At 36.6% G+C, this 24,298-nt stretch carries 23 protein-coding genes and 1 tRNA gene; 16 read left to right on the top strand and 8 right to left on the bottom strand.

The window, feature by feature from the left end; genetic code table 11:
- Positions 1-23 precede the first annotated feature (23 nt).
- The 3 genes from purL to JO40_RS12235 all read right to left on the bottom strand — a co-directional run bounded on the left by purL (position 24) and on the right by JO40_RS12235 (position 4,287).
- On the bottom strand, positions 24-2,870 hold the full coding sequence (gene purL / locus JO40_RS12250; RefSeq protein ID WP_044979554.1) for a phosphoribosylformylglycinamidine synthase subunit PurL: 2,847 nt from the start codon (positions 2,868-2,870) through the stop codon (positions 24-26).
- Positions 2,871-3,404: 534 nt separating this feature from the next.
- The gene (locus JO40_RS12240) at positions 3,405-4,088 is read right to left on the bottom strand and encodes a hypothetical protein (RefSeq protein WP_044979552.1); all 684 of its coding nucleotides are present in this window, start codon (positions 4,086-4,088) and stop codon (positions 3,405-3,407) included.
- Position 4,089: 1 nt separating this feature from the next.
- On the bottom strand, positions 4,090-4,287 hold the full coding sequence (locus JO40_RS12235) for a hypothetical protein (protein WP_044979551.1): 198 nt from the start codon (positions 4,285-4,287) through the stop codon (positions 4,090-4,092).
- 496 nt (positions 4,288-4,783) lie between these two features.
- On the opposite strand from JO40_RS12235, the gene JO40_RS14030 reads away from it, so the two are divergent.
- Positions 4,784-4,960 carry a type II toxin-antitoxin system HicA family toxin gene (locus JO40_RS14030; protein WP_144242290.1) on the top strand — a complete coding sequence of 59 codons (177 nt, stop codon included), beginning with the start codon at positions 4,784-4,786 and terminating at the stop codon, positions 4,958-4,960.
- Entirely contained in the window at positions 4,957-5,352 is a 396-nt protein-coding gene (locus tag JO40_RS12230; RefSeq protein ID WP_044979550.1) for a type II toxin-antitoxin system HicB family antitoxin, read from the top strand. Before JO40_RS14030 ends, JO40_RS12230 begins: the two co-directional genes overlap by 4 nt.
- Positions 5,353-5,375: 23 nt before the next feature.
- On the opposite strand, the gene JO40_RS12225 is transcribed toward JO40_RS12230, so the two are convergent.
- Positions 5,376-6,071: a DNA alkylation repair protein gene (locus tag JO40_RS12225; RefSeq protein ID WP_044979865.1), complete on the bottom strand. Its 696-nt coding sequence runs from the start codon at positions 6,069-6,071 to the stop codon at positions 5,376-5,378.
- Between the two features lie 202 nt (positions 6,072-6,273).
- Here JO40_RS12225 and JO40_RS12220 point away from each other — a divergent pair, with 202 nt between their 5' ends.
- The 12 genes from JO40_RS12220 (at position 6,274) to JO40_RS12165 (ending at position 18,483) form a co-directional block, all read left to right on the top strand.
- Positions 6,274-6,555, top strand: coding sequence for a CRISPR-associated protein Cas2 (locus tag JO40_RS12220; protein WP_044979549.1), 282 nt, complete (start codon positions 6,274-6,276; stop codon positions 6,553-6,555).
- Between the two features lie 19 nt (positions 6,556-6,574).
- A protein-coding gene (prfB, locus tag JO40_RS12215) for a peptide chain release factor 2 (RefSeq protein ID WP_245608907.1) occupies positions 6,575-7,697 on the top strand; the annotation gives its coding sequence in 2 pieces (ribosomal slippage) (positions 6,575-6,640 and positions 6,642-7,697; 1,122 coding nt in all).
- Positions 7,694-8,014 carry a response regulator gene (locus tag JO40_RS12210; RefSeq protein ID WP_044979548.1) on the top strand — a complete coding sequence of 107 codons (321 nt, stop codon included), beginning with the start codon at positions 7,694-7,696 and terminating at the stop codon, positions 8,012-8,014. Before prfB ends, JO40_RS12210 begins: the two co-directional genes overlap by 4 nt.
- Complete coding sequence (locus JO40_RS12205; RefSeq protein ID WP_044979547.1) at positions 8,011-9,558, top strand: PEGA domain-containing protein; 1,548 nt, start codon at positions 8,011-8,013, stop codon at positions 9,556-9,558. Before JO40_RS12210 ends, JO40_RS12205 begins: the two co-directional genes overlap by 4 nt.
- Complete coding sequence (gene ftsY, locus JO40_RS12200; protein WP_044979546.1) at positions 9,548-10,426, top strand: signal recognition particle-docking protein FtsY; 879 nt, start codon at positions 9,548-9,550, stop codon at positions 10,424-10,426. Before JO40_RS12205 ends, ftsY begins: the two co-directional genes overlap by 11 nt.
- Positions 10,427-11,122 (top strand): hypothetical protein, encoded by a 696-nt coding sequence (locus tag JO40_RS12195; protein ID WP_044979545.1) that lies wholly within the window; start codon positions 10,427-10,429, stop codon positions 11,120-11,122.
- Between the two features lies 1 nt (position 11,123).
- Complete coding sequence (locus JO40_RS12190; RefSeq protein WP_044979544.1) at positions 11,124-12,404, top strand: ABC transporter permease; 1,281 nt, start codon at positions 11,124-11,126, stop codon at positions 12,402-12,404.
- Positions 12,397-13,077 (top strand): ABC transporter ATP-binding protein, encoded by a 681-nt coding sequence (locus JO40_RS12185; protein WP_044979543.1) that lies wholly within the window; start codon positions 12,397-12,399, stop codon positions 13,075-13,077. Before JO40_RS12190 ends, JO40_RS12185 begins: the two co-directional genes overlap by 8 nt.
- A complete protein-coding gene (locus JO40_RS12180) occupies positions 13,074-14,411 on the top strand; it encodes an ABC transporter permease (RefSeq protein WP_044979542.1) in 1,338 nt (445 codons plus the stop codon). The genes JO40_RS12185 and JO40_RS12180 overlap by 4 nt, the downstream gene beginning before the upstream one ends.
- 7 nt (positions 14,412-14,418) lie before the next feature.
- A complete protein-coding gene (locus JO40_RS12175) occupies positions 14,419-14,919 on the top strand; it encodes a UvrB/UvrC motif-containing protein (RefSeq protein WP_044979541.1) in 501 nt (166 codons plus the stop codon).
- On the top strand, positions 14,903-15,976 hold the full coding sequence (locus JO40_RS12170; RefSeq protein WP_044979540.1) for an ATP--guanido phosphotransferase: 1,074 nt from the start codon (positions 14,903-14,905) through the stop codon (positions 15,974-15,976). Before JO40_RS12175 ends, JO40_RS12170 begins: the two co-directional genes overlap by 17 nt.
- 8 nt (positions 15,977-15,984) lie before the next feature.
- Entirely contained in the window at positions 15,985-18,483 is a 2,499-nt protein-coding gene (locus JO40_RS12165) for an ATP-dependent Clp protease ATP-binding subunit (protein ID WP_044979539.1), read from the top strand.
- Between the two features lie 35 nt (positions 18,484-18,518).
- Here JO40_RS12165 and JO40_RS12160 read toward each other — a convergent pair whose 3' ends face one another.
- Together JO40_RS12160 and JO40_RS12155 are read right to left on the bottom strand one after the other, a co-directional pair.
- Entirely contained in the window at positions 18,519-19,793 is a 1,275-nt protein-coding gene (locus JO40_RS12160) for a glucose-1-phosphate adenylyltransferase (protein WP_044979538.1), read from the bottom strand.
- 50 nt (positions 19,794-19,843) lie between these two features.
- Positions 19,844-20,998: a glycosyltransferase family 4 protein gene (locus JO40_RS12155; RefSeq protein WP_044979537.1), complete on the bottom strand. Its 1,155-nt coding sequence runs from the start codon at positions 20,996-20,998 to the stop codon at positions 19,844-19,846.
- Positions 20,999-21,162: 164 nt separating this feature from the next.
- On the opposite strand from JO40_RS12155, the gene JO40_RS12150 reads away from it, so the two are divergent.
- Positions 21,163-22,155 carry an omptin family outer membrane protease gene (locus JO40_RS12150; RefSeq protein WP_044979536.1) on the top strand — a complete coding sequence of 331 codons (993 nt, stop codon included), beginning with the start codon at positions 21,163-21,165 and terminating at the stop codon, positions 22,153-22,155.
- Positions 22,156-22,256: 101 nt separating this feature from the next.
- Here JO40_RS12150 and JO40_RS12145 read toward each other — a convergent pair whose 3' ends face one another.
- Positions 22,257-23,033 carry a septal ring lytic transglycosylase RlpA family protein gene (locus JO40_RS12145; protein WP_044979535.1) on the bottom strand — a complete coding sequence of 259 codons (777 nt, stop codon included), beginning with the start codon at positions 23,031-23,033 and terminating at the stop codon, positions 22,257-22,259.
- A gap of 98 nt (positions 23,034-23,131) precedes the next feature.
- Positions 23,132-23,215: transfer RNA gene (locus JO40_RS12140), tRNA-Leu, on the bottom strand.
- Between the two features lie 39 nt (positions 23,216-23,254).
- Between JO40_RS12140 and JO40_RS12135 the strand changes: the two genes are divergently transcribed.
- A complete protein-coding gene (locus JO40_RS12135) occupies positions 23,255-24,220 on the top strand; it encodes a TatD family hydrolase (RefSeq protein WP_044979534.1) in 966 nt (321 codons plus the stop codon).
- Positions 24,221-24,298 lie beyond the last annotated feature (78 nt).

Raw genomic sequence — 24,298 nt, 5'->3', positions numbered from 1 at the left:
TCCTCGCCCTTAAAGTACCTTCGTTAAAGTTTTAATTCTGTCTTTCCGCAGGTTTTTCCTATCTCGTAAATTGAAGCACCTTCCATTTCCTTTTCAAAGGCTGAACGGTTTTCTTCTTTTATTTCTACAAGAAGACAGCCTGTGGTTTCCCCAAAGAGGCTTGCAATCTTTGAAGCTCCCAGCCTTGTGTGGAAGTCTTCTTTTAACTCGGCTCCTATTCCGCTTAAACACATTTCGTAGAGGGCGGCAGCAAGGCCTCCTTCGCTTAGGTCGTGGCATGAAAGCACCAAGCCCTTCATTATATTGGAGTGAAGTTTTTTATAAAGCTCAGCCGCTTCTTTTTTAAAGGGAGGAACGGCATCGCTTTCTCCTGAAGGAATGCCGAAAAGTTCTGCAAAGACCGAGCCGCCGAAAGAAAATTGAGGTTTACCTACGAGGTAAATAGCCGAACCTTCTTTTTTAAAGTCCGAGCCCGGAACCTTTCCGATGTCGGGAACTATTCCCATCGCAGAGATTAAAAGTGACGGCGGAATGGAAACTCTTTTTCCTTCCGAGCTTAGGTATTCGTTATTAAAGGAATCCTTCCCCGAAATAAAGGGAGTTTTAAAGACAAGGGCTGTGTCATAGCAAGAACGTGCCATCTCTATCAGAGCCCACATGGTTTCCGGACGGTTGGGATCTCCCAAGCAAAAGTTATCGAGGATGGCTGTTTTTTCGGGATCTGCTCCGGCTGCAACGGCGTTTCGGACAGCTTCGTCTATTGCACTTGCTGCGGCTGCATAAGGATCCAAAAGCCCCTGCCTCGGATTTAAGGCATTTGAGATAGCAACGGCTTTTTTTCCTTCCGTTTCCATAGGCTTTATAACGGCTGCGTCCTGAGGCACATTCCCTTCAGGTCCGTCATAGGGGCGTAGAATTGTTCCGCCTTGAACTTCATGGTCGTAAAGCCTTACTATGTCTTCTTTTGAATTTACGGCATGATGATTTATCACAGCCTTTAGAGCCTCATTCAGATCGAGTTCCTTATATTCCGGATATTTTATAAAAGGTTTTCCATCTTTTGGAGGAGCCGCTTTTAGTTTTCTCTGCGGCGGGCCCGAATGTAAAAAGCCGCATGAAAGATTTATTATTTCCTTTTCGCCGAAGCGTACCCTTAAAACGGCATCTCCTGTAAAACGGCCGAGGTTTGTCAATTCCACATCATTGGCATCGCAGAGCTTTTGTAAGGCATCGAGTTTGTCATTGGGAACGGCGATAACCATTCTTTCTTGTGCCTCCGAAAGCCAGAGCTCCCATGGGGCAAGGCCCTGATATTTTACGGGGATTTTTGCGAGGTCTACATCGCAGCCGAGGGCCGAAGCCATTTCGCCTACGGCAGAAGAATAACCTCCCGCTCCGCAGTCGGTAATTGCAGAATAAAGACCTTGGTCGCGGGCATCTATAAGAACTTCCGCTACCTTTTTTTGAATTATAGGTTCTCCAATTTGAACCGATGAGCCTGCAACATCACCGGTGCTTGCATCCATTACCATCGAAGAAAATGTAGCTCCTCTAAGGCCGTCCCGTCCCGTTTTTCCGCCTAAAGAAATAATATGATCTCCGGCCGAGGGCTTTGTGCGGTGCTTGCCTCTGGGGGCAATACCTGCACATCCGCAGTAGACTAAAGGATTTGAAGCATAGGCCTCGTGGTAGTGAACGCCTCCGTTTACGGTCGGAATGCCCATCTTGTTTCCGTAGTCCTTAACTCCTTCTATAACGCCTGAGATTATGCGTTTAGGATGAAGGGTTCCCTTGGGAACATTTTCTGCCGGAGTGTCGGGATGGCCGAAGCAAAGGACATCGGTTACGGCAAAGGGACGGGCTGAAACGCCCATAACGTCTCTGATAACACCTCCGACTCCGGTATTGGCTCCTCCGAAGGGCTCAATGGCGGAAGGATGGTTATGAGTTTCCGCCTTAAAGGAAACTTCGTATTTTTCGTCAAATTCGATAATTCCGGCATTGTCCACAAAGGCAGATAGAACCCAAGGAGCATTGATGTCATCGGTGGCCTTTTTGATATAGGTTTTAATTATGCTGTTTACACAAAGACCGGGATAGGCCTTTTTTTGCTCCTCAGTGAGAGAAGAGCCGTCAATGTCTATTTTTGCCTTAAAAGTTTTATGAACGCAGTGCTCGCTCCAAGTTTGGGCTATCATTTCAAATTCCGCATCGGTACAAGATCGCTTTTCTTCCTTATAATATTCCCTGATAGCTCTCATCTCATAAATATCCAAAGCAGCCCGTCTTTCGTTTGAAAGGGCTAAAAGTTCATCATCGCTCATGGATGCTATGTCTATTATTTCAACGCTCGTATTAGGCTCATTTTTTCCGTCATGTTCGTGAGTCCATGAAGGTTCTACAAAGCCTATTTTATACTGTTCTATAACGTCATTGCATAAAAGGCTTTTTGCAATCTTTTCTATTTCGGCTTGGCTCAGTTCGCCCTGAATATCGTAGGCTTTTCCGCTGGTAATTTCTTCAACGCCGAGAATACCGAGTTCTTTGACTGCCCTCAAGGCCTCGCGTGAAGATGAGTCCGTAACTCCCGGCTTTAAGGCTGTTTCAATATGGAAAATATTTTTTTTATCTTCTATTGTAAAGCCTTCGGTTTGGCTGTACTCATAAAGCTCATCGCAAAACAAGAAGTCGGCCAATATCTTCTTTTCTTCATTTGAAAGATTTCCGCGCACAAAATAAAGGGCTTCCGTATTTATTTCTTTAACGTTTTTAAAGCCGAGAATATGGGCCTGCTTTAAAAGCTCCTCATTTTTGGGTATTTGGAAGTGTAAGCCTTTCTTACTTTTAACACAAAATCGGTAAATATTCATAGACAACCTCTTAAGCTCCGATGGATTTTAGATAAGTATACTTGAACCGAGGGAAAAATTCAAGGGTAGGGATAAAGTGTTGGTTTTGAGCGGGTTTGCTTATTTATGAAGATAAAAACAGGTACGAAGGTTGCTTCAAAAACTACCTGCCTGTTGCTTATTTTTCTCGCCAACTTCGTACCAAAGCAAATTTTGTTTAGAAAGTTTTGTTCATTTTCAAAAATTTCAAGTACTATTCTATTTGTACCTCTGTCAATATTAGTCTATCTGCTCCTAACAAATACCATAATCCAAAAACACCTCCTCCAACGGCAAGAGGTATAGCTGCAACTGTTGCTATACCTAGAGCAATTCCTCCACCAACAGCTGACCCAACCCATGCTAGTGTTCCTGTCAAAGCTCCAGCTCTCATTTTATACACAGGCATAGTAAAAAATTTATGCAGCTAAATCATAAATTTCCTATCATTAAATAAGATATTTTCCCTTATTTAATTAACCACAAAGAAACTAGGATAATATATTCTTGTAAGACTTAGTAAAGGGAATATGCATATTTAGAATATCCATCAGTAACAAGCCATGATCCGTTTTCTGTAAATTTAATGTATTTTATGTCAAATGATTGATCATACCTTAAATATTTGTCTAAAGAATCTGGAATATTACCTTTTGATTGAAAACCATCATTTCCTACGATGATTAATCCTTGATTATTCATTGAAGCAGCATGTATAAAACCATATTTTTTTGATACTTCTTTCATAATATCTAGAATATAATCATCAGATGCAGAAAAATGATTATCTGTAATTACCATCCATTCACCATAATCATTGAAAGTAACACAGTTTATCCTATCTCCTTTTTTTAGATATTCGCTAATTTCATCATGCATACTTTGTGGACATCCTTCTCCATAAAGTTTGTCACCAACACAATACCATGAACCTTTTTCGGTTAAGCAAATATCATCTATAACCCTTCCAGCATTAAGTTCATTCTGCAAATACTCTGCCAATGATCGTGGAATACCTGACCATGCTGCATACTTTCTTCCTGACAATACAACATATCCATAAGTATCAGTTATTGCTCCACTTTTACATGATGATTCTTTTGAAAGATATTCATGGATATAATCAGAATCAGAACTCTGTGAGAAAATTGAAAAACTTACAAATAAAGAAATAATAAAAAATAGAACTGTTTTTTTCATATTATTTGTCCTCCAAATACTGTTTAACATAACACTTTAAATGAGCTCCTTCATTTACATATTTAGAAGATGAACTCAAAACTGAATTTACAGCTTTAAGCACTTTTTCAACAAGAATCTCCTTATTTTTCAATACAGAAGAATCATACTCAATTGCAGCGTCAATCAACGCTTCAGCAGCAATCAACCCTTTACTCATAAAATCCTCCTATGATTTTATTTTTTTCCGAAGAGATATCAAATTGGTTCCGCACAAGTTTTTCTTCAAGAGAATAACTCGTCAACCTAACATATCTTCGATTATAAAAATTTGTGTAATTAAAAAGTTGGTAAAAGAATATAGTAATACCATATATTTTAAATTCTTCTTGTCTTATTTGCAGTTTAATTATTTTGCAAATAGAATTCTTTATGTGAGAACAAAAATAAAATAAAAATCTACCGATTAGAGATATTAGAATTAATAGAGAAAATGGGGGGGGGTAAACTTAGGCTAACATTTTTATCGGTATTTTTCAGCATCAAATTTGAGCTTTGAGAAAAATCAAATTGTAAGCCGCTTAAAATCAGTTTTACCATAAGGGTATACTAGTATATAAACGATTATTTGTCAAGTCTTGAATTTGAGAATTTTTGGGTGAGAAAATAATCTTGACGGAATGTGTAATAATTGTGTATACTTCTAATATGAACGAATGCAGGCGATAAAAGCATTAGAAAAAGCAGGGTATTTTTTAAAACGGCATGGAGCAAATCACGATATATATTATAACACCGAGTTAAGATGTTCTATTCCGCTTAAAAGACATAGTTTTGATAAAAATGACTTGCGGTACATTCAAAAAGAGATTGAATATGGAGCTAAAAAATGAAATATGTTTATACTGCTATTTTTACGGAAGAAAAGGATAAGGTGTATGCACGGGTACCTGACCTTAAAGGCTGCATAACAACCGGTAAAAACTTACAGGATGCAATAAAGCAAATGGAGGATGCAATGTCAGCTTGGCTTTGTGTTGCAGAAGATGAAGGCTTTGATATTCCTAATGCGACACCTCAACAGAAAATTATACATACTCAAAATGATACACTTTCTATTATCAAAGCTGATACAAAAAAATATCAAGCTATGACATATTCTAGGGCTGTGCGAAAAAATGTATCGCTTCCCGCATGGCTTGCAGAAGCTGCCGAAACTGCCAATCTTAATTTTTCGCAAGAATTGCAAAATGCTCTTAAAGCAAAATTGAAGATTGGGGTGTAGTAGAAGAACGGCTAACATAAGCCTTAACCCTCCACCTTCATCCCCCTTAAAAGCTCCTTTACTTCCTTCGTAATTCGGTAGCTTTCGATGGCTTTTTGAATAGCCTTGTTGTGAGTGAAGGTATCAAGCTTTTTGTTTTCGATGTAGGGGAGGGTCGTTTTGTATTGCTTGATGAGGGCAAAGCTAAAATACCAAGCTATCATCATATTTACATAGTACTCATCGGATCTGATTTTTGAAACAAGCTCCAACATTTCAGGTTTAAAATATTCATCAAGATAATTCGATAATAAAAGACCTATAGCGTACCTAACGGTATAGGTGTGCTTTGATTTTATCCATATCAAAATTTTTTTGTAAATTTCTTCATGGTGCTTTTTAAATATCTTAGGAGAGAAGCTGTCGCAGGTTGCCCAGTTGTCGATATATGGTAAAAATTTTTCCGTTTCTTTTACCGCCTCATCAAAATCTTTTATGTTTTCAATAAAAAAGCCGTGCAGGTTGTTTTCTTCAAAATATTTGTGAGGCACTTCCTTCATAAAGGCCGAAACCTGTTCCGGTTCGGCTCTAAAAAAATCTTTTGCAAATTTACGCAAGACTGGAGTTCTGATTCCTATCATCGTATTTTCGTCAATATTGGGAATCAGCTTTTTATTAAAGTCCTTGTACTTTTTATCTTCAAAAGAAAAAAGTTTAGTTTGAATTAGTGTTTTTTTCATTACGGGCATTATACCGCTTTTTTAAATTTTTGTCGAGGCTAAGAGCGAGATAAGAGCGAGATAAGAACGGTTGGAAAAATTAAATTTAAGGTAAGACTCTAAAACATAGGTTTTTAGAGGTTCCATTTAAAATATGTTAAAACTATTGACAAACTATTGAAAGGGGTTTGACAATTTTTCTCTTTTGTCGTATTCTATCCTTATGTTTGTTTCAGTTGTTATAGACCCGGGAGGGAAGGAATCGGCTTCTCATCTCGCAGAAGTCCTAACGGCCAACGGCTTTGAAAGGGTTCAGCATGCCTGTTGGGAATCGGTAACAATCAATGATGAAGGCCTTGTTACCTTAAAGCAGGATATAGACCGCGTTACCGACTATTATGATATAGTCCGCCTTTACCAATACCCTATTCAAGAGGTGCTTGCCGTAACTACGCTTTATAAAAAAAAATGGAGGAGGGTGCTTGTCCGCCCGCCTGCAAAGTAATTGGAGAATTAAAACTTTTATGGAAGATTATAGATCGAATTTGGAAGACTTAAAAAACGATATTTATGATATTTGGGGGCGTCTTTGACTCTGATGCGGTAAAGGCGAAAATTGCAGAAAAGGAGGCTCTAACACTGGCTCCTGATTTTTGGAATGACAGTAAAAGGGCCGAAAAAATTATGGGAGAAATAAAGGCTCTCAAAAATAGAATTTATCCTTGGCAGGAGCTTATGGATGAGATTTCGGATTTGGAAGTTTTAATGGAGCTTTCTGAAGAATCTGAAAATGACGAGCTATCTAATGAAGTTGAAGAAACTTACAACTCTATTTATGAAAAATATAAAAAATTAAGCATATTGAGCTTACTTTCCGGAGAAGTCGATAAAAACGATGCTTATCTTACAGTCCACGCAGGGGCAGGCGGGACGGAGGCCTGCGATTGGGCCAGTATGCTTGTGCGCATGTATCTACGCTGGTGTGAATCGAGAGGTTTTAAAACAGAAACAATAGACCTTATTGAAGCCGAAGGCGGAATTAAATCTGCGACTTTTCAAATTTCAGGAGATTTTGCATTTGGTCTTTTAAAAAGTGAAACGGGGATTCATAGGCTGGTACGTATCAGCCCATTTGATTCCAACGGGAGGAGACATACATCTTTTACCTCAGTTTTTGTTTTTCCTGTTCTTGATGATACAATAGAGGTGGACATACGCCCTGAAGACTTGCGTATTGATACCTACCGTGCAGGAGGAGCCGGAGGCCAGCATGTAAACAAAACCGATTCGGCTGTGCGTATTACCCATATTCCTACCGGAATAGTTGTAGCCTGTCAAACACAGAGGAGCCAAATCAGCAACAAGGCCACCGCTATGAATGTTCTAAAATCAAGACTTTATAATTATTATGAAGAACAAAAAGAAAAAGAAAATATGAAATTTGCAGCCGAAAAAAAAGGCATATCATGGGGGAACCAGATAAGGTCTTATGTTTTTCAGCCTTATACAATGGTAAAGGACCACCGCACAAAATGTGAAACGGGAAATATTCAAGCAGTAATGGACGGCGGTATAGACGAATTTATAAACAGTTTTTTAAACACAAAAATCGAAGATATGAGCATTGATGAGGACGAAGCTCTATGATCTGCATTGTATGCAAGTCGGAATTTTTAGCATCTCAAATAAGAATGATATGCTGTTCTCATGTAAAAGAGGCTGTTAAGATATTACCTCAGGCATCTCTTATAAATACGTTAATAAATGAAAATGTCAGGCTTGTTTTTTTTGATGCAGGCCTTTTTACGGATACGGCTATTTTTAGACAAAGGAGCCCCGAGACCCAATTTGTTGCAGTTGCTTCCATCGGGGATGAAAATCTGGTTGAAAAATCCCTTATATGCGGAGCTGCGGATTTTTTACTGCGTCCCTTTACCGAAAAAGGAGTTATAAACTGCTTATGATTTTTTTTTCTAGGGTTAAAACTTCTTTTATATTATTTATACTTTTTTTTATGTCTTTTGATTTGTGTGCCCAAAAGAGTGAAAATCCCAATTCCGATTGGACTATTGCCGTTTCGGAATTTAAAACGGAAGACCTTCCGTCTTCTTATCAAAGTTATAAAACAATAGTGCCTGAAATGTTTTTAATTTATATGGACACAGGAGCAAAAAGAATAGTTCCATTTGAAGAAAAAAAAATGAGAGCTCTGATGGAAGTTTCAAATAAAAAACTTAGACTTATAAAAGAAAGAGCAAAACTTATCAAAGACAGGGATGACCTTTTTTTATCGGTTGAAGACAAAAAAACTAAAGACGAAAAAGAAAAAAAACTTAAAGAAGAAATTTTAAAAAAAGAAAAAGATATTTATGCTGCCGACATAGACATAAAAATAGAAGATACCCGTTTTTTTACTTCCGGTGATCCTAAAGCTATAAGTTTGTGGAAGCATGGAGAAACTTTATATAAAATACCGGAAAATTCTAATTTAGGTGAAAATTTAAAAAAAGAAAACATATCGGCCATTATTTACGGATCGGTAAAAGATATTTCAGGCTACATGGTAATAACCGCTTATTTGGATACAGGTCTTCCCGGAATGAAGGTTTACGAATTCTCAGGAGCAGGGAGATATGATGATGTTGAAACTGTTGTTGAAACTATTGCCCGCCAAATATACACAATTATACAAAATACAAAAGAAGTTAAAATATTTTTTGATGTAAGTCCTAAAAATGCAAAAGTTTATATTGACAGTAAATTGATAAATGATTTTTCAAAGCCCGTAATTTTGCGTGAAGGTGTTTATCAAGTAAGCGCTTCTGCGGAAAATTATGTTGAAGAAACAAAAAAAATAGAATTAAAAGATAAAGACTCATATACCTTGAAAATAAATTTAAAACAAGCTGAAACTTTAAAAATCGGTTTTAATCTAAAAAGTGCCGCGCCCGATTTATTTTTTAAATCCCGATATTCTATTAGGATACCTGGTATTATAGATTTGCCCAAAACAAAGTCTATTTTAGAGTTTGAAGAAAAAGGAGTTCATACCTTCGGCTTTTTTGAACCCTCTCCGGATATTCTTTTATCGAATAATGTTAGAAATATGATTATAAAATTAAACAAAAAAAACATAAAAGATTCCATTGAAACTCAAAGAAAAATATTGTATTGGTCTTTAGGCGCTTTTTACATAAGCCTGCCCATAACTATGATTTTAAAAGCAAGTTTAGATGACCAAATATATGCTTTTCAAAACCGTAAACTTCCCTATACACAGTCCGAGGTTGACCGTATAAACAGATTTGGAATGACTCAAAATGTTTTTCAAGGTATTACTATTGTTTTGGGTGTAAATTATTTTATTCAATTGATAATTTATCTTGTAAAAACGGATAAGGCATTACCAAGAAAAATAAAACCAGATTATGCCGAGCCTGTTTATTCTGAAGTTAAAACGGATAATGATGTTACCATTAATGCCGAGGAGAATAAAAATGAAAAATAAAAGTTTTGCCGACGGATTAAAAAAATTGTTCGGTTTATATAAGGGGCCTGATGAGACCTTTTTTGAAGAATTAACGGATACTTTAATCGAAGGTGATATTGGGCCAAAAACCGCTCTTGAAATTGAAAAGGCCTTACGGGAAATTTGTAAAAGAGAAAAACTTGTTTCTGAAGAAGATGTTTTAAATTCTCTTTACAAAATTTTATTACCCTATGTAAAGGTCTGTTCCTTAAATCCTGAAGCAGGCAAGGTTTCCATTTACCTTGTTTTAGGTGTAAACGGAGTTGGAAAGACAACATCTATAGGAAAGATGGCTCATTATTATAAAGAAAAATCCGGCATTCCTATTATTTTGGCTGCGGGAGATACCTTTAGGGCTGCTGCAATCGAACAGCTGAAATTTCACGGTGAAAAAAATGATGTGAGAGTTGTCGCTCATCAGCACGGGGGGGATCCGGGTGCAGTTATCTTTGATGCAGGAGATGCTATGGCTGCCTCAGGCGGAGGCCTTGTTCTTGCAGATACGGCAGGGCGGCTTCATAATAAGGAAAATCTGGTTAGGGAGCTTCAAAAAATAGACCGGATTGCAAAAACAAAGGCTTCTGAAGGCTGCTATAAAAAGATACTGGTATTGGATGCAACTACCGGTCAAAACGGTTTAAGGCAAGCCGAAGTTTTTCACGAAGCGATAGGAGTTGATGCCGTTTTTTTAACAAAGTATGACTCTACAGCAAAGGGCGGTGTTGCCGTTACTGTAGGAAAAGAGCTTAATCTTCCTATGGTTTTTGTAGGAACGGGTGAAAAATATGAAAATATATCGCCGTTTTCCGCCGAAAGCTATGTAAAGGAATTTATCGGAAAAATATAAATGAATTTTAAAAAAACGTTTTTTCCTTTTTTACTTGTTTTTTCTCTTTTTATTTTTGCAGACGGAACGGAAAATGCCGATGATGTTAAAAATAAAATTCCCGTAGAAAATGCTGAAGAAGATAAAACTAAATCCGAAGAAAAAAAAATTGCTGAAGAAGATGAAGCTAAAAAAGCTGAAGAAGAACCCGATAACGGATTTTACTCTATTCAAAGCTCAGGGCTTACAACCGGTTTCGGAGACCGATGGTTTTTTGAAGAACTTGATGACCACGGCAGGCCTCTTCTTTCCGTTCTATATGAAAAAGATAAGCTCATAGAAAAAAAAACATATACCTACAAAGAAGATTATCTTGATTCTTGCGATATTTTTTTATCGGATAAACTTATCAAAATAAAATATAATAAAAAAAGAATGGAAACGGAAAAAAACATTTATGATGCAGAAGGTAAAAACGAACTTGAAAAAAATATTTATACTTATAACGAAAACAATTTATTGATAGAGTCCTTTTTAAAAAAAGAAGGAACCGAATATATTTCAAAATATGAATACGGGTCTGAAAATAAAACAAAATCTAAAACCGACTTTGTGAACGGAAATAAAATTTCTTACACGGAATATATGACGGATAAAAAGATAGTTCATTTATTCGAATATGGAAAAGAAGTCGGTGTAATAGAGGAAGAAATATAAAATGAAAAAGAATAATTATGGATGGATTTTTTTTGTTTTAAATAGATTTAATTCAGCAGATACAAAGGGGCGCTCTTCCATCTCTACTCTTTTTTCTGTTTTGGGGATTGCCTTCGGCGTAATGGTCTTGACTGTTGTTTTATCCATAATGAACGGTCTCCAGATGGGATACATAGATACAATTTTACAAGTTAGTTCGGGGCATATAAGGTTGTACGGCGAAATAGATGACCTAAAAAAAGCCGAAAATTTAAAACTCCATAAGGCCTTTTTTGTGTTTCAAGAATCGCAAACTCTTATGCAGGGAAATTACGGTAAACAGCACGGTGTTTTAATCCGTTCAGTGGAAGAAGATATAATGCAAAAAGATAAAGAGCTTGCCGATGCGTTAAAAATGTCTTCAGGTTCCTTTAACATTTCAAAAGAAAATGCGGTAGTTTTAGGTTATGAATTAGCCCGCCAAATCGGGATAAAAGTAGGGGACAATGTAAATATCATAGCCGTTTCAGGCTCATCCGAAACAAGTCTTTTTCCTGAAAATCAAGACTTAATTGTTACAGGTATTTTTAAAACGGGATATTATGAGGTCGACTCTTCTTTTGCCTTTATGTCTTTAGAAAACGGAGAAAAGTTATTCGGAAAAGAATCGAAGCTCTATGCCTCCGTCAAATTACAAAACCAAAACAATGATGCCGCCTATATATCATCCTTAAATGCTTCCTCTCTTAATTTAAAAGCGGAATCATGGCGCTCTTATAATCATGCTTTTTTCGGAGCTCTTAGAATAGAAAAAAATATGATGATGCTTTTGGTCATTTTAATTTTTTTGGTTGTTTCAGTTAATATTTATAACGGAATGAGGCGCTCAATTTATGAGAGGAGAGAAGAAATTTCCGTTCTTGCTTCTCTTGGTGCTTACTCCAAACATATACAGGCCCTTTTTATTGCAAACGGTTTTACAATAGGTTTGATAGGTGCAAGTGCCGGTCTTTTATTGGGACTTTTGCTCTCGGTTCAAATAAATTCTATTTTTAATTTAATAGAAAATGCAGTAAATTCGATTTTGAATTTTGTGTCCGTATTGTTTCAAAATTCGTCCGATGCGGATTTTGCCGTTTTTAGTCCTGTCTATTTTTACATGGAGACCGTTCCGGTTAGAATATTTTTTAATGAAATTTTATTGATTTTTTTGTTCGGCATTTTTTCCTCATCCGCAGCGGCTATGATAGCTGCGAGACGGATATTAAAATTAAAGCCGGCGGAGGTATTACGCTATGAGTAGGGATATAGTTTTAATTTCAGGTTTAACCAAAATATTTTCTTCGGCAAGCGAAAAACTTGTAATATTCGATAAACTGAATTTTTCTATTGAAGAAGGGAAAAAGATTTCGATTACAGGTGAATCCGGTTCGGGTAAAAGTACCTTTTTAAATATACTGGGCGGTCTTGAATCGGCAGACAGCGGTGAGATTATTGCAGGTGCTTATAAAGTTCATTCCCTTGATGAAAAATCTCTTACCGAATATCGAAGCTCGTTTTTAGGTCTGGTTTTTCAATTTCATTATTTATTAAAGGATTTTACGGCTCTTGAAAACGTGATGCTTCCCGCCCTTATTGCAGGCAGATCAAAAAAAGAAATAAAAGAAAAGGCTCTCTCCCTTTTGGAGGATGTAAAATTAGCCGAACGCAAAAATCATTTTCCTTCTCAGCTGTCTGGAGGCGAAAGACAGAGAGTTGCCGTTGCCCGCTCCTTGATAAACAGCCCATCACTCATTCTTGCTGATGAACCCACGGGAAACTTAGACCCTGCAAATGCCGAGACTGTTCAAAACCTTTTATTTTCTGTAGTCGATAAACACAAAAAGACCTTGGTTCTTGTTACCCATGATCAAAATATCGCCTCAATGACGGATATTTCTTATAAACTTTATAAGGGTAGTTTGGAAGAAGTATGAAAAATTTAGTCTTTATAAAAATGGCATTTAGATTTTTAGGTATAGGTTCGGGAAAGACGGTTTCCAATGCCCGTAAAAGTTTATTCGGTGCCGTTTTAGGGATAGGCATAAGTATAGTTCCCCTTATTGTAGTTTTGGTTGTCTCTGACGGTATGATTCAAGGAATAACTTCCCGCACAATCGAGCTTGGAACGGGACATCTGCAAGCTATAGATATGAGGCCTATCGCAAGTTATAAAAATGCCGAAACCGAAAAAAATGTGCGCTCATTGATTCTTGATTTTAATAAAGATGACTTTGTTGAAAATGCTTGGATTGAAAGGCAGGGAAACGGTTTGGTTATCGGTAAAAACGGAAGAAGCGGAGGTACTATCCGTGCAGTAGAGCCTGAGTTTTTTACTCAAAATAGTAGAGCTTGTAATCTGATAAAGGTCATATCCGGTTCTCTCGAATTTGAAAATAATAAGTCTGCAATTTTGGGAACAGCCATAGCGGAAAAGCTCGGTTTAAAAGTAGGGGATACATGCAGAATCATAACCTTAAACAAAAACGAAAAAGGTAAAACAATTCCCCGCGTAAGTTCATTTAAAATTTCAGGCCTTATATCTTCAGGCTATCAAGAGCTGGATGCTCTATGGGTTTTTATTCCTTTGGAGGAGGGCTTGAAGATTATGCCGTTGACTTCTTCTTTGACATCAATAGTAGTTTCGACCAAGGACCCATTTGATGAAGATAAGATGCAGGCTCTTCAATTAAAATTAAGCTCGATATTACCCGAAACTTTTTCGATATATGCTTGGTCCGATTTAAACCGTTCTTCTTTTGTTTCTTTTAAGACCACAAAAAATATATTGATGTTTATAATGTTTTTGATTGTTTTAGTCGCTTCTGCCAATATTTCATCTGCTATTGTTATGCTTGTTATGGAAAGACGGCGGGAAATAGCCATACTCAAAGCTGCCGGAGCTCATCCTTCGTCTATAAGCCTTGCTTTTTTACTTGCCGGCCTTTTAACAAGTTTGGGCGGTATCATTTTGGGGATGCCCTTAGGGATTTTGACGGCCTTACATATAAACGAAATATTTGCCTATGTAGAAAAAATTTTAAACTATCTTCAAAATTTTTTTTATAGCTTCTTTAACGGAACAGGAAAGCCGCTTGAAATTCATCTTTTAGACCCTGCATATTATTTGGAATATATTCCTGTAAAATTAAACCTTTTTGATCTTTACATAATAGCCGTTTCTATGTTAATATTATCTGTAGTAGTTTGTTTGGTTCCTGCAGTAAGAGCAGGAAAAGAAAAGCCTATAGAAATTATGAGAAAGTTATGAGGATGTTATGATTTGCGATATATGTAAGTTAAATGAGGCTAAAGTTTCTGTGGAACAAGTTACAGACGGTGTTACTAAACATATTTATCTTTGTCTGAGCTGCTCGCGGCGTCTTGGGTTCGGTATGTTTTCTGAAAATATTGATATTTCTATAACCAAACTCTTGGAAAATAGCGATACAAGCATGTCCGAAGACAAAAAATATGCTCAATGCCCTGTTTGCGGTCAGTCTTTAAGCGATATAAAATCTAAGCAAAAAATAGGATGTGCCGAATGTTTTTCATTTTTTAGAGCCGAAATTTTGGAAATATTGGGACAAAAAAAGAAAAATCTAAGATATTTGGGACTTTTACAAGGTTCTTCAGATAATTCTTTTAAAGAAAAAAATTGCTGTGAAGAACTTCGCCAAAAGCTCAAGGAAGCCGTCGAAATTGAAGATTATGAAACGGCAGCCGCTTTGCGGGATGAGCTTAAAGCTTTGGAGAAGAAAAATGATCTCAAAGTATGACGGCTGGTATGCAGAAGGCGGTCCCGATACCGACGTTGCCCTATATAGCCGTTGCAATCTGGCACGCAATATATCGGGTTTTTTATTTCCTAATAAAATAGATACTGCAGATTCTTCTGATGTGATTTCGCTTGTTTTTTCTTTTTTTGATTCTTTAAAAGATGCCGCTTATTTTAAAAAATTAAAACTTAAATCCATAGGCCCTCTTTCCGTAAAATTGCTTGAAGAAAAAGGAGTCCTTTTTACGGATATGCCTGCAAAATCGGAAAAAGCTGTAATAATGCATGAAAACGGTTCTCTCTATGTAGGTTTAAATCTTGAAGATCATATAAATATATCTTCTTTTACCTCTGGATTGGATACTGAAGACGTATATGCAAGGTCTTCCTCCATAGAATTGGAAATGCAGAAAAAAATTATATTTTCAGAAGATAAAGAAATAGGTTTTTTATCTTCCGATATTACGGGAATAGGTACCGGCTTAAAATTTTCGGTTTTATGTTCTCTGCCCGGAATATTATATTCAAATTCCATAGCTTATGTTTTGGAACTAACGAAGAAAAATAATCTTAATGTTGCAGGCTATTTTTCTCCCAGCTCAAAAAATTCTATAGGAGCCCTTTTTTTGATTTCAACTGCCGTATCGACGGGAGATAATGAGGATACCCAAATTATGGACTTTATTTCGAGCTTAAATGAAATAATAAAAATGGAAAGAGATTTAAGACAAACTTTTTTAAATGAAAATACTTTAAAACTTGAAGATATGCTTAGGAGGTCTCTTGCCTTATCTCAAGCTGCAAAACTTATGGACTTTAAGGAAGCGGCGGATATAGTTTTTAAAATTAAATTGGGCTTAAATTTAGGCTTAATTACGGGTATTACTAATGAAGAATGTAATTCTATGGTTTTTAAAGCTCAGATGGGGCATCTTGCCTTTTTGATGCTTAACAGTAATATGCTGCTATCCGATAAGGCCTTAAATGATTACTCGATTGAAGAATATCGGGCTCATATCATTCAAGAACTATGTTCAAAAGTCCGAATTATAATGTGAGGTGTTATATGTGTCAAGGTCTTTCACAAGATGCTCATAAGCTGCTTACTCTTTTCGGCCAACAAGAGGCAAGACGGGTTAATGCAGACCTTTTTCAACCGGAGCATATTTTGTCTGCTCTTATCAGAAACAAGGTTGGCCGTGCTTATTTAATTCTGCAACGGTTAAATATAGACATTTTGAATTTACAGTTATTTATAGAACAAAATATTCCGGTTCGCAGCGGCGATAGAATTATAGGCGAAATTCCTCCTTCTCGAAGAATTAAGACTTTGATTGATCTTGCTACCATAGAAGCCAGAACTATGCGGCACAGTGTTGTAGGGACAGAACATATTCTTATTGCACTTGTTAGAGAAGAAAATTCGATAATTTCCGAATTTTTTATGAGGTACGGTATCTTAACGGAAGATATAAGAATTGCAGTCTTAAAATTAATAGATCAAACAGTATCGGCTAAAGTAAGCAAGACATCCGACAGCATAAAAAACAAAAATTCGGCTCTCTTGGAATTCGGCCGCAATCTTACTGAAACGGTTAAATCGGGTTCTCTTGACCCTATAATAGGCAGAGAAAAAGAAATAAAAAGACTTATTCAAATACTTTCCCGCCGTACAAAAAATAATCCTATTCTGGTCGGGGAGCCCGGAATAGGTAAAACCTCCATTGTTGAAGGATTAGCCTTTGCAATTATCAATGACAATGTTCCGCATAATCTTCTTAACAAAAACATAATTTCACTGGATTTGGCTTCGGTAATTGCGGGTACAAAGTACCGAGGCCAGTTTGAAGAGCGGTTAAAGCAGATTATAAATGAGGTAAAAGAAAATAAAAATATAATTTTATTTATAGATGAAATTCACACCCTGATAGGCACGGGTGGATCGCAAGGAGCTATGGATGCTGCCAATATTTTAAAACCTGTTCTTGCACGAGGAGAAATACAATGTATTGGGGCTACAACAATAGATGAATATAGAAGGTTTTTTAAAAATGACTTAGCCCTTGAACGCCGTTTTCAAGTTATATCCGTAAAAGAACCTGATGCACAAGAAACCTTTGATATAATATGCGGTATAAAACACAAATACGAAGAACACCACAATGTAATTTATGAACCGGAAACGGTTACAAAGATAATTGAGTATGCAAAGAGATATATTCCCGACAGATTTTTTCCTGATAAGGCTATTGATGTTTTGGATGAAGCCGGTGCAATGAAAAAAATTATAATTGATAAAAAACCGAGCGAGCTTTTTGAAATAGAAGAAAAAATTAATTTTTTGTTGGCAGAAAAATCCGAATTGGTTGAGATGCAAAACTATGAAAAAGCTGCCTTGATTAGAGATGAAGTATTGGATTTAAAGCATGATCTATATCATGTCAAAAATAAGTGGATAAACGATTATCAAAATCCTATTTCTTACGTTACTGAAAAGGATATAACCGACGTTGTTTCAATGATGACGGATATTCCTGTAAACAGTTTAGGTCAAGATGAAGTTGAAAGAATGCTGCATATGGAAGAAGAATTAAAAAAAACGGTCATAGGTCAGGATGAACCTGTTTCTCTTCTTGCTAATGCTATAAGGCGTTCCCGAGCAGGAATCTCCTCCCCTGATAGACCCATAGGTTCATTTTTATTTTTAGGGCCCACCGGTGTAGGTAAAACTCTTCTTGCAAAAACTCTGGCAGAATTTTTATTCGGCACAAAGGAAGCCTTAATCCGTGTGGACATGAGTGATTACATGGAAAAACATAATGCGGCCAAACTTATAGGCGCCCCTCCTGGATATGTCGGCTTTGAGTCCGGCGGATTTTTGACAGAGAAGATAAGGCGTAATCCGTATTCTGTTTTGCTTTTAGATGAAATAGAAAAAGCTCATCCTGATGTATTTAATATTCTTTTGCAAATTCTGGAAGAGGGGGAGCTTAGAGACAGCCAAGGCTATCTTGTAAATTTTAAAAATACCGTTGTAATTATGACAAGCAATGCCGGATCTAAATCGATAATAAAGGAGCAGCAGCTGGGCTTTAATCTTACAGGAGATGGAGTTATGGCATACTCTGAAATAAGAGCAAGTGCTCTTAACGAAATAAAAAAATTTTTATCTCCCGAATTTATAAATAGAATTGATGAGATGCTGGTTTTTAGGCCATTGGATAAGGATGATATTAAAAGAATATTAGAACTTGAACTTAAAACATTTGAAGATAGAATCGCCAAGCAGGGGTTATTTATAGAGCTTTCAATGGAAGCTGAAGACTTCTTTGCCGATAAGGGCTATGACCCTGCCTATGGTGCCCGTCCTATGAGAAGGCTTCTTCAAAATAAGATAGAAGATGCTTTGTCAATTAAAATAATAAACGGAGAATTTTCAAAAGGAAAAACAGCCTTTGTTGACTTTTCGGCAGAAGACGATGATATAACTATAAGCATTAAAGAAAATAACGATTATGAAAACAGCTACAGCACATCAGCCAGATTAGAAGCTGAATCCGACTGATGTTGATGGCCAAGTCCGGCCTTGGCTGGAAAGTTTTATATTGACGTATTATCCGGAATGATGGAATTTTTTATTATAACATAGATTCCGTCTATTACATGATAAAACCCGTAGTCTCCGTCAGGCGGAATTTGGTCCATACCTATTGATACGTTATTACCTATGTGTACATTTTTGTCGATTATTGCAGAACGTATTCTGCAATGATTTCCTATACCCAAGCTGGGGCTGCCTTCTTTTAATCGAGCTTCTTTTTCCTCATGTGTTTCATAATAGTCCGCTCCCATGCAGATAGAGTCTTCTACAAAGCTGCCCGTTTCTATGATGGATCTGACTCCTATTACGGAATGATTTATTGTGGAATTGGTTATAACACAGCCTTCGCTGCAGATAGATCTGCTTAAGTGTGCATAGTTTACCTTTGACGGCGGTAAATTTCTGTTATGGGTGTATATCGGCCTTTCAGCATCGTAAAAGTCGAATTTAGGTTTTATCTCCGTTAGGTCAAGGGTTGCATCATAGAAAGATTTTATTGTTCCTATGTCTGACCAGTAGCCGTTATGAGGAAAAGCCGAGACCTTGTATCCGCTGTTTATTGCTGCAGGAATAACTTCTTTTCCGAAATCGGTATAATCACTGTCTAGGCACTCTTCCATAATCTTTGCACTAAAAATGTATATACCCATTGACGCAAGGTACAGTTTATTAGGATCATCAGGTTTGATAGGGGATTTTTCAGGGATTTTCCAATCATCTATGTTTTTGTCTGTTCCCGGTTTTTCCATGAACTCGGTAATTACCGAATCCGCATTTACCTTCATAATCCCGAAACCTGAAGCGTCTTCCCTTGTCACAGGGGTGCAAGCCACGGTAATATCTGAGCCCGATTCATTGTGAAATTCTAAAAACTTTTTTAGGTCCATACGGTAGAGCTGATCACCTGCAAGAATTAAATAGTGGGATGGATTTTGATGTCTAAAATGATGAAGGTTCTTTCTGATAGAGTCGGCCGTTCCTTCATACCAGCCCGTATTGTCAAAAGTTTGTTCTGCTGCAAGAATCTCTACAAATCCGTTTGAAAACGTATCAAAAGTGTAGGCTTTTGCAATATGAATATGCAAAGATGCCGAGTTAAACTGTGTTACAATATAAATATTCCTAAAACCGGAATTTATACAATTCGAAAGAGGAATATCGATAATCCGATGCTTGCCTCCAAAAGGTACAGCCGGTTTAGATCGATGCATGGTAAGCGGATAAAGACGTGTTCCTTTTCCGCCTCCTAATATTATAGAAAGAACTTTTGTCATAGACGTCCCCCTCTCTAATATTATATAATGCTTTTTAAGATTTTACCAGACTAATTTACTAATTCTTTATAAATTTTTTCTATTCTTTTTGCAAAGTTAGCAGACGAAAAATTATCGGCAAGCTTAAATGCTTCTTCTGCATAGTGTTTTATTTCTGCTTTGTTTTGTAAAGCAAATTTAATATTATCTAAAAGCTCATGGTCTTCTTTAAACAATAGACCGTTTTTTTTATGAAACACAAGTCCCTTAACATTTGTGTCATCATATACCAAAACGGGGATCCCTGCAGCCATTGCTTCAAGAATAGTTAGTCCCTGTGTTTCCGTTTTTGACGGACTTATAAATATATCTGCTATTTTATAATATATGGGAACTTTGTCGTTTGGAATTCTATTTGTAAATATAACATTATCTTCTAAATTCAAATCTTTTGCTTTTTCTTCAAGTTTTAATCTATCAGGTCCGTCACCTACAATAATTAATTGAATATTTTTATCTTTGTTTATTATTTCAGGCATTATATTAATCAAAGTTTCAATATTTTTTTCTTTTGAGATTCTTCCTAAAAATATAATTTTAAATGAATCTTTTTTTATATTAAAAGATTTTAATAAGTTGTCTATTTCGGTGTCAGTAAAACTTTTTTTAAATTTTTCAAGATTTATTCCTGTGGGGACAACATAAATTTTATTTTTTACTCCATAGCTTAAAAGCAAGTCCTTTGTTTTTTCTGTGGGGGCTATAATTCCTGAAAAATGGGCAATATAATGTTTTGAGAATTTTCGCACTATTTTTTTTAAAGGCATTTTTCCAATATTAGAAATATAGTGGGTATATTCTTCATAAACTGTATGATATGTGTGCAATGAGGGAATATTAAGGTCTTTAGCAATGTAAGTACCGAAATTGCCCATAGAAAATTCCGTTTGAGTATGCACTATATCGAAATTTAAAGCCTTTACTTTATTGTATGCCTTTGTATGTTTTAAAAATAATCCTATTCTAAATTCCGACCATTTAAAGAACGGAATTGAAGGAATGCGTATAATATGTTTTTCATCCTCATCCTTAAACCCAGGGAAAGTTGTTGTAATTATATATACTTCGTGATTAAGTTTTTCCAATTCTTTTTGTAAGTTCATCGTGGAGGTTATAACTCCGTTTATTTGAGGGTAATAGCAATCGGTAAAAATTCCTATTTTCATTTTATATAGCTCCAATCAAAATTTATCATAGGCGGGTTTATTCTATCACAAATGATTTTTTTTGACAACAACTCTTAATCGTGTTTTAAATGTTCATGTCTTGACCGTGACATGTCTAACTGTGCTTGACAGAATCTGCAAGACCAACTAAACTAATACTTGTTATGAGGCAATTTAATAGGTTAATCGCTATTTTTTTCATTTTTTTTATTACGGCTAAAGCTATAAGTCCGGAAGAAGAGACTTCCTTTAATTTTTCCGCTTCTCCTTGTCTGATAATAGGCTCAGGTTTTGAATATGTTTTAAAATATGATATAACTAGAAGCCGTTTAGATTGGCCTCTTTTACCTTCCGGAGGGTTTACGGCTAATACCGAATTTAGGTTTAAAAAAGGCCTTTACCTTTCTTTTTTTTCTTCATTTATTATTCCTTCCTATTCCGGCCAGATATTTGACTATGATTACCTTAACAATTCTGATCCTTTTATGTTGACTAAGTTTTCTGAACATAAGTCTTATATAAGGCAAGGCGTAGATTTAAATTTTAATTTAGGTTGGGTGAGGTCTCTTGTTATATATAAGACGTCTGGAAATAAAAATATAAAAATATATTGCGGGCCGTCTTTAGGAATAAGATATATTTTAAATTCGTGGGATGCCGTGGACGGTTATACCAAGTATCCTCCTGATACCGAGCCTCCAAGTCCTGTTTTACCCGATACGCCTATAGTTCCCGTAAGCGGTATAGGCATAAGTTATAAGCAGGCTTTTATCTTGCCTTATATCGGGATGCTATTTAGGTTTGAGCTTCCAAGAGACTGGAAGATTGATTTATCTACCCAACTTTGTCCGAGTGCTATTGGGTTTGCAGAGGATTTTCATTATAAGAGAGATGGTGGCGGACTAAAATTTGTAGATGTATTTGAAAAGAAAAATATATCTTTTTACTTATATCTTTCGGCAGCAAAAAAACTTTCAAAGTATTTTTCTTTTTTTTCTTCAGTTGACTACACCTCGATTACGGCTTATAACGGAAAATCCTTTGTTTATTTTTTAAAATCAGGTTTATTAAAAAGCTATTCAGCTACAGGTGCTGCCGGAGCTTCCCTGCACTGCGGCCGTATAAGTTTAGGCTTTATTTTTCATATAATAAAATAGATTTTTTTTTGATAATTTTAAATAAAAAACCCCGAGCTCTTTTGGAGCCCGGGTAAAATTATTTTAGGAGGTATGATAAACAGTTCGGCAGGTTTTATGTATTACCAACTTTCTTGGCGGAGGATATAATCTGTAAAGGAATTTAGCTCAAGTACCTTTTTTACTTTTTCAAGTTCATGAGGTCTGATACCGTACAAGACAACTCTTGTAGTTGTTTCGGTTTTTTCATAGGCAGGTTCAAAGCCTATTTTTCTTAATTTGATTACAAGCCTCATAGCGTTTTCTTCACGTTTAAATGAACCCAGCTGAATTCTCCATAAAACGCCCTCTGTTTCCGAAGCCTTAGCCGGTATATAAACAAGATCGCGATTTTTTGTATCAGGTATGTAATTCGGGGATTGACTTTGAGACTGTTTTACGGATTGCACGGCAGTTTCTTCCGTTTTTACTGGAATATTTTCTTTAGTCACCGGTTTTTTTGAAGTTTCGGTATTAGTAAAGGATTCCATATTGGCTGGGTCTATCTTTCTTAGCCTTACCCTTACAACCCCATGAGAGAGCATATCTAAGGCTTTTGCAGCTGCCTTTGAGACATCTATTTCACGGTTACCTACAAAGGGGCCTCTATCATTTATTCTTACGATGACTTTTTTTCCGTTTTCTAAGTTGGTAACTTCAACAAGAGTTCCAAAAGGAAGCGTTTTGTGCGCTGCAGTATACGTATTCATATCGAATATTTCCCCGTTTGCGGTAGGCCTTCCGTTAAAGGCTTCTCCGTAATACGAAGCATAGGTTTCCTCGCTTATAATTTCTCCTTGTGCCGTTAATGAACCTATAATTGACAAGGACAAAATTAATATAAAGATTGTTTTTTTCATTTAATTCCTCCCGAATTAAAATCTCATATATTCAGTATCGGAATAAAAAAAAATAAGATTAGAAAAAAGCCCTAAACCGTTTAAGTTTAGGGCTTTTGTGCTGAAGACGGGAATTGAACCCGTACGGCATTACTGCCAAGGGATTTTAAGTCCCTAGTGTCTACCTATTCCACCACTTCAGCGGATGTGGTATACTATCATAAATTTTAAAGGAGGTCAAGATGTTTTCCGACTCTCATGCGCATTTTTTTATGATTTTTCAAAGGAATGAAGGAGATACTTCGTTTTTACATACAATGAAAGAAAGAAATTTTAAGTTTGCTATGGATATCGGTACTCAGCCGGGTGATTTAAAAGAAAGGCAAAAATTTATTTCGGATGTTTTTAGCGACAAAATTCAAGGGCAAATGCCCGGGCTAATGCCCGGTCAAATGACCATGCAAGCGACCGTTCATGAGCCTGAGCGTTTTCCCGATTTTATGCATTTTGCGGCAGGTCTTTGGCCCCATGCCGAAAGCATTGCCGATCCAGAAAATGCTCTTGCAGCCTTAAAAACCGATATTGATACTCTTTTTTTGCAAAAAGCCGAAGCGGAAAAGACTAATCCGGGTAAGCCCTTTTATTGCGGCCTTGGAGAATGCGGGCTTGACCGTTACTGGAACGGTCCTGCTGCCGAAAAAAGGGGAGGGGATTTAAATTCCGAAGAAAAAGGCACAAGCGATATAGAAGGGGAGGAGTTTCTTTTTAAAGAGCAGTTAAAAATCGCAAAAGAAAAAAATCTTTCCGTAATCGTTCATTCAAGGGATGCTTACGAAGATACCCTAAAATGTATTGATGAGGTAGGACATCACAAAGGGATAATTCACTGCTATTCCTATGGGCTTAAAGAGGCTTATACCTTTTTGGAAAGGGGTTGGTATATTTCCTTTCCCGGGAATGTAACTTATGCTAAAAAGCAGGCCGATAAGGATAGGATTGCAGAGCTTGTGAGGGCCATTCCTGCCGATAAGCTCTTGCTTGAAACGGATGCCCCGTATTTAGCCCCTGTTCCTTTTAGAGGAAAGATAAATACTCCTCTTTTAATAGAATACACCTATGCCGCCGTTTCCGAGATTTTAGGTAAATCTATGGAAGCATTGGCAGAACAAATTTATCAAAACTGCTGTTCTTGTTTTTTGGTAAGGTAGTGTCGGGCATATCTAAAAACTCGGTTAGTTTTTAGATGTTCACTACAGTAAAAAGGCTGTCCGCCCTTATGGGAGCCC

Origin of the sequence: Treponema putidum (assembly GCF_000755145.1) — a bacterium.
GTDB lineage: Bacteria > Spirochaetota > Spirochaetia > Treponematales > Treponemataceae > Treponema_B > Treponema_B putidum.
This window is presented reverse-complemented; position numbering and strand designations above follow the sequence as displayed.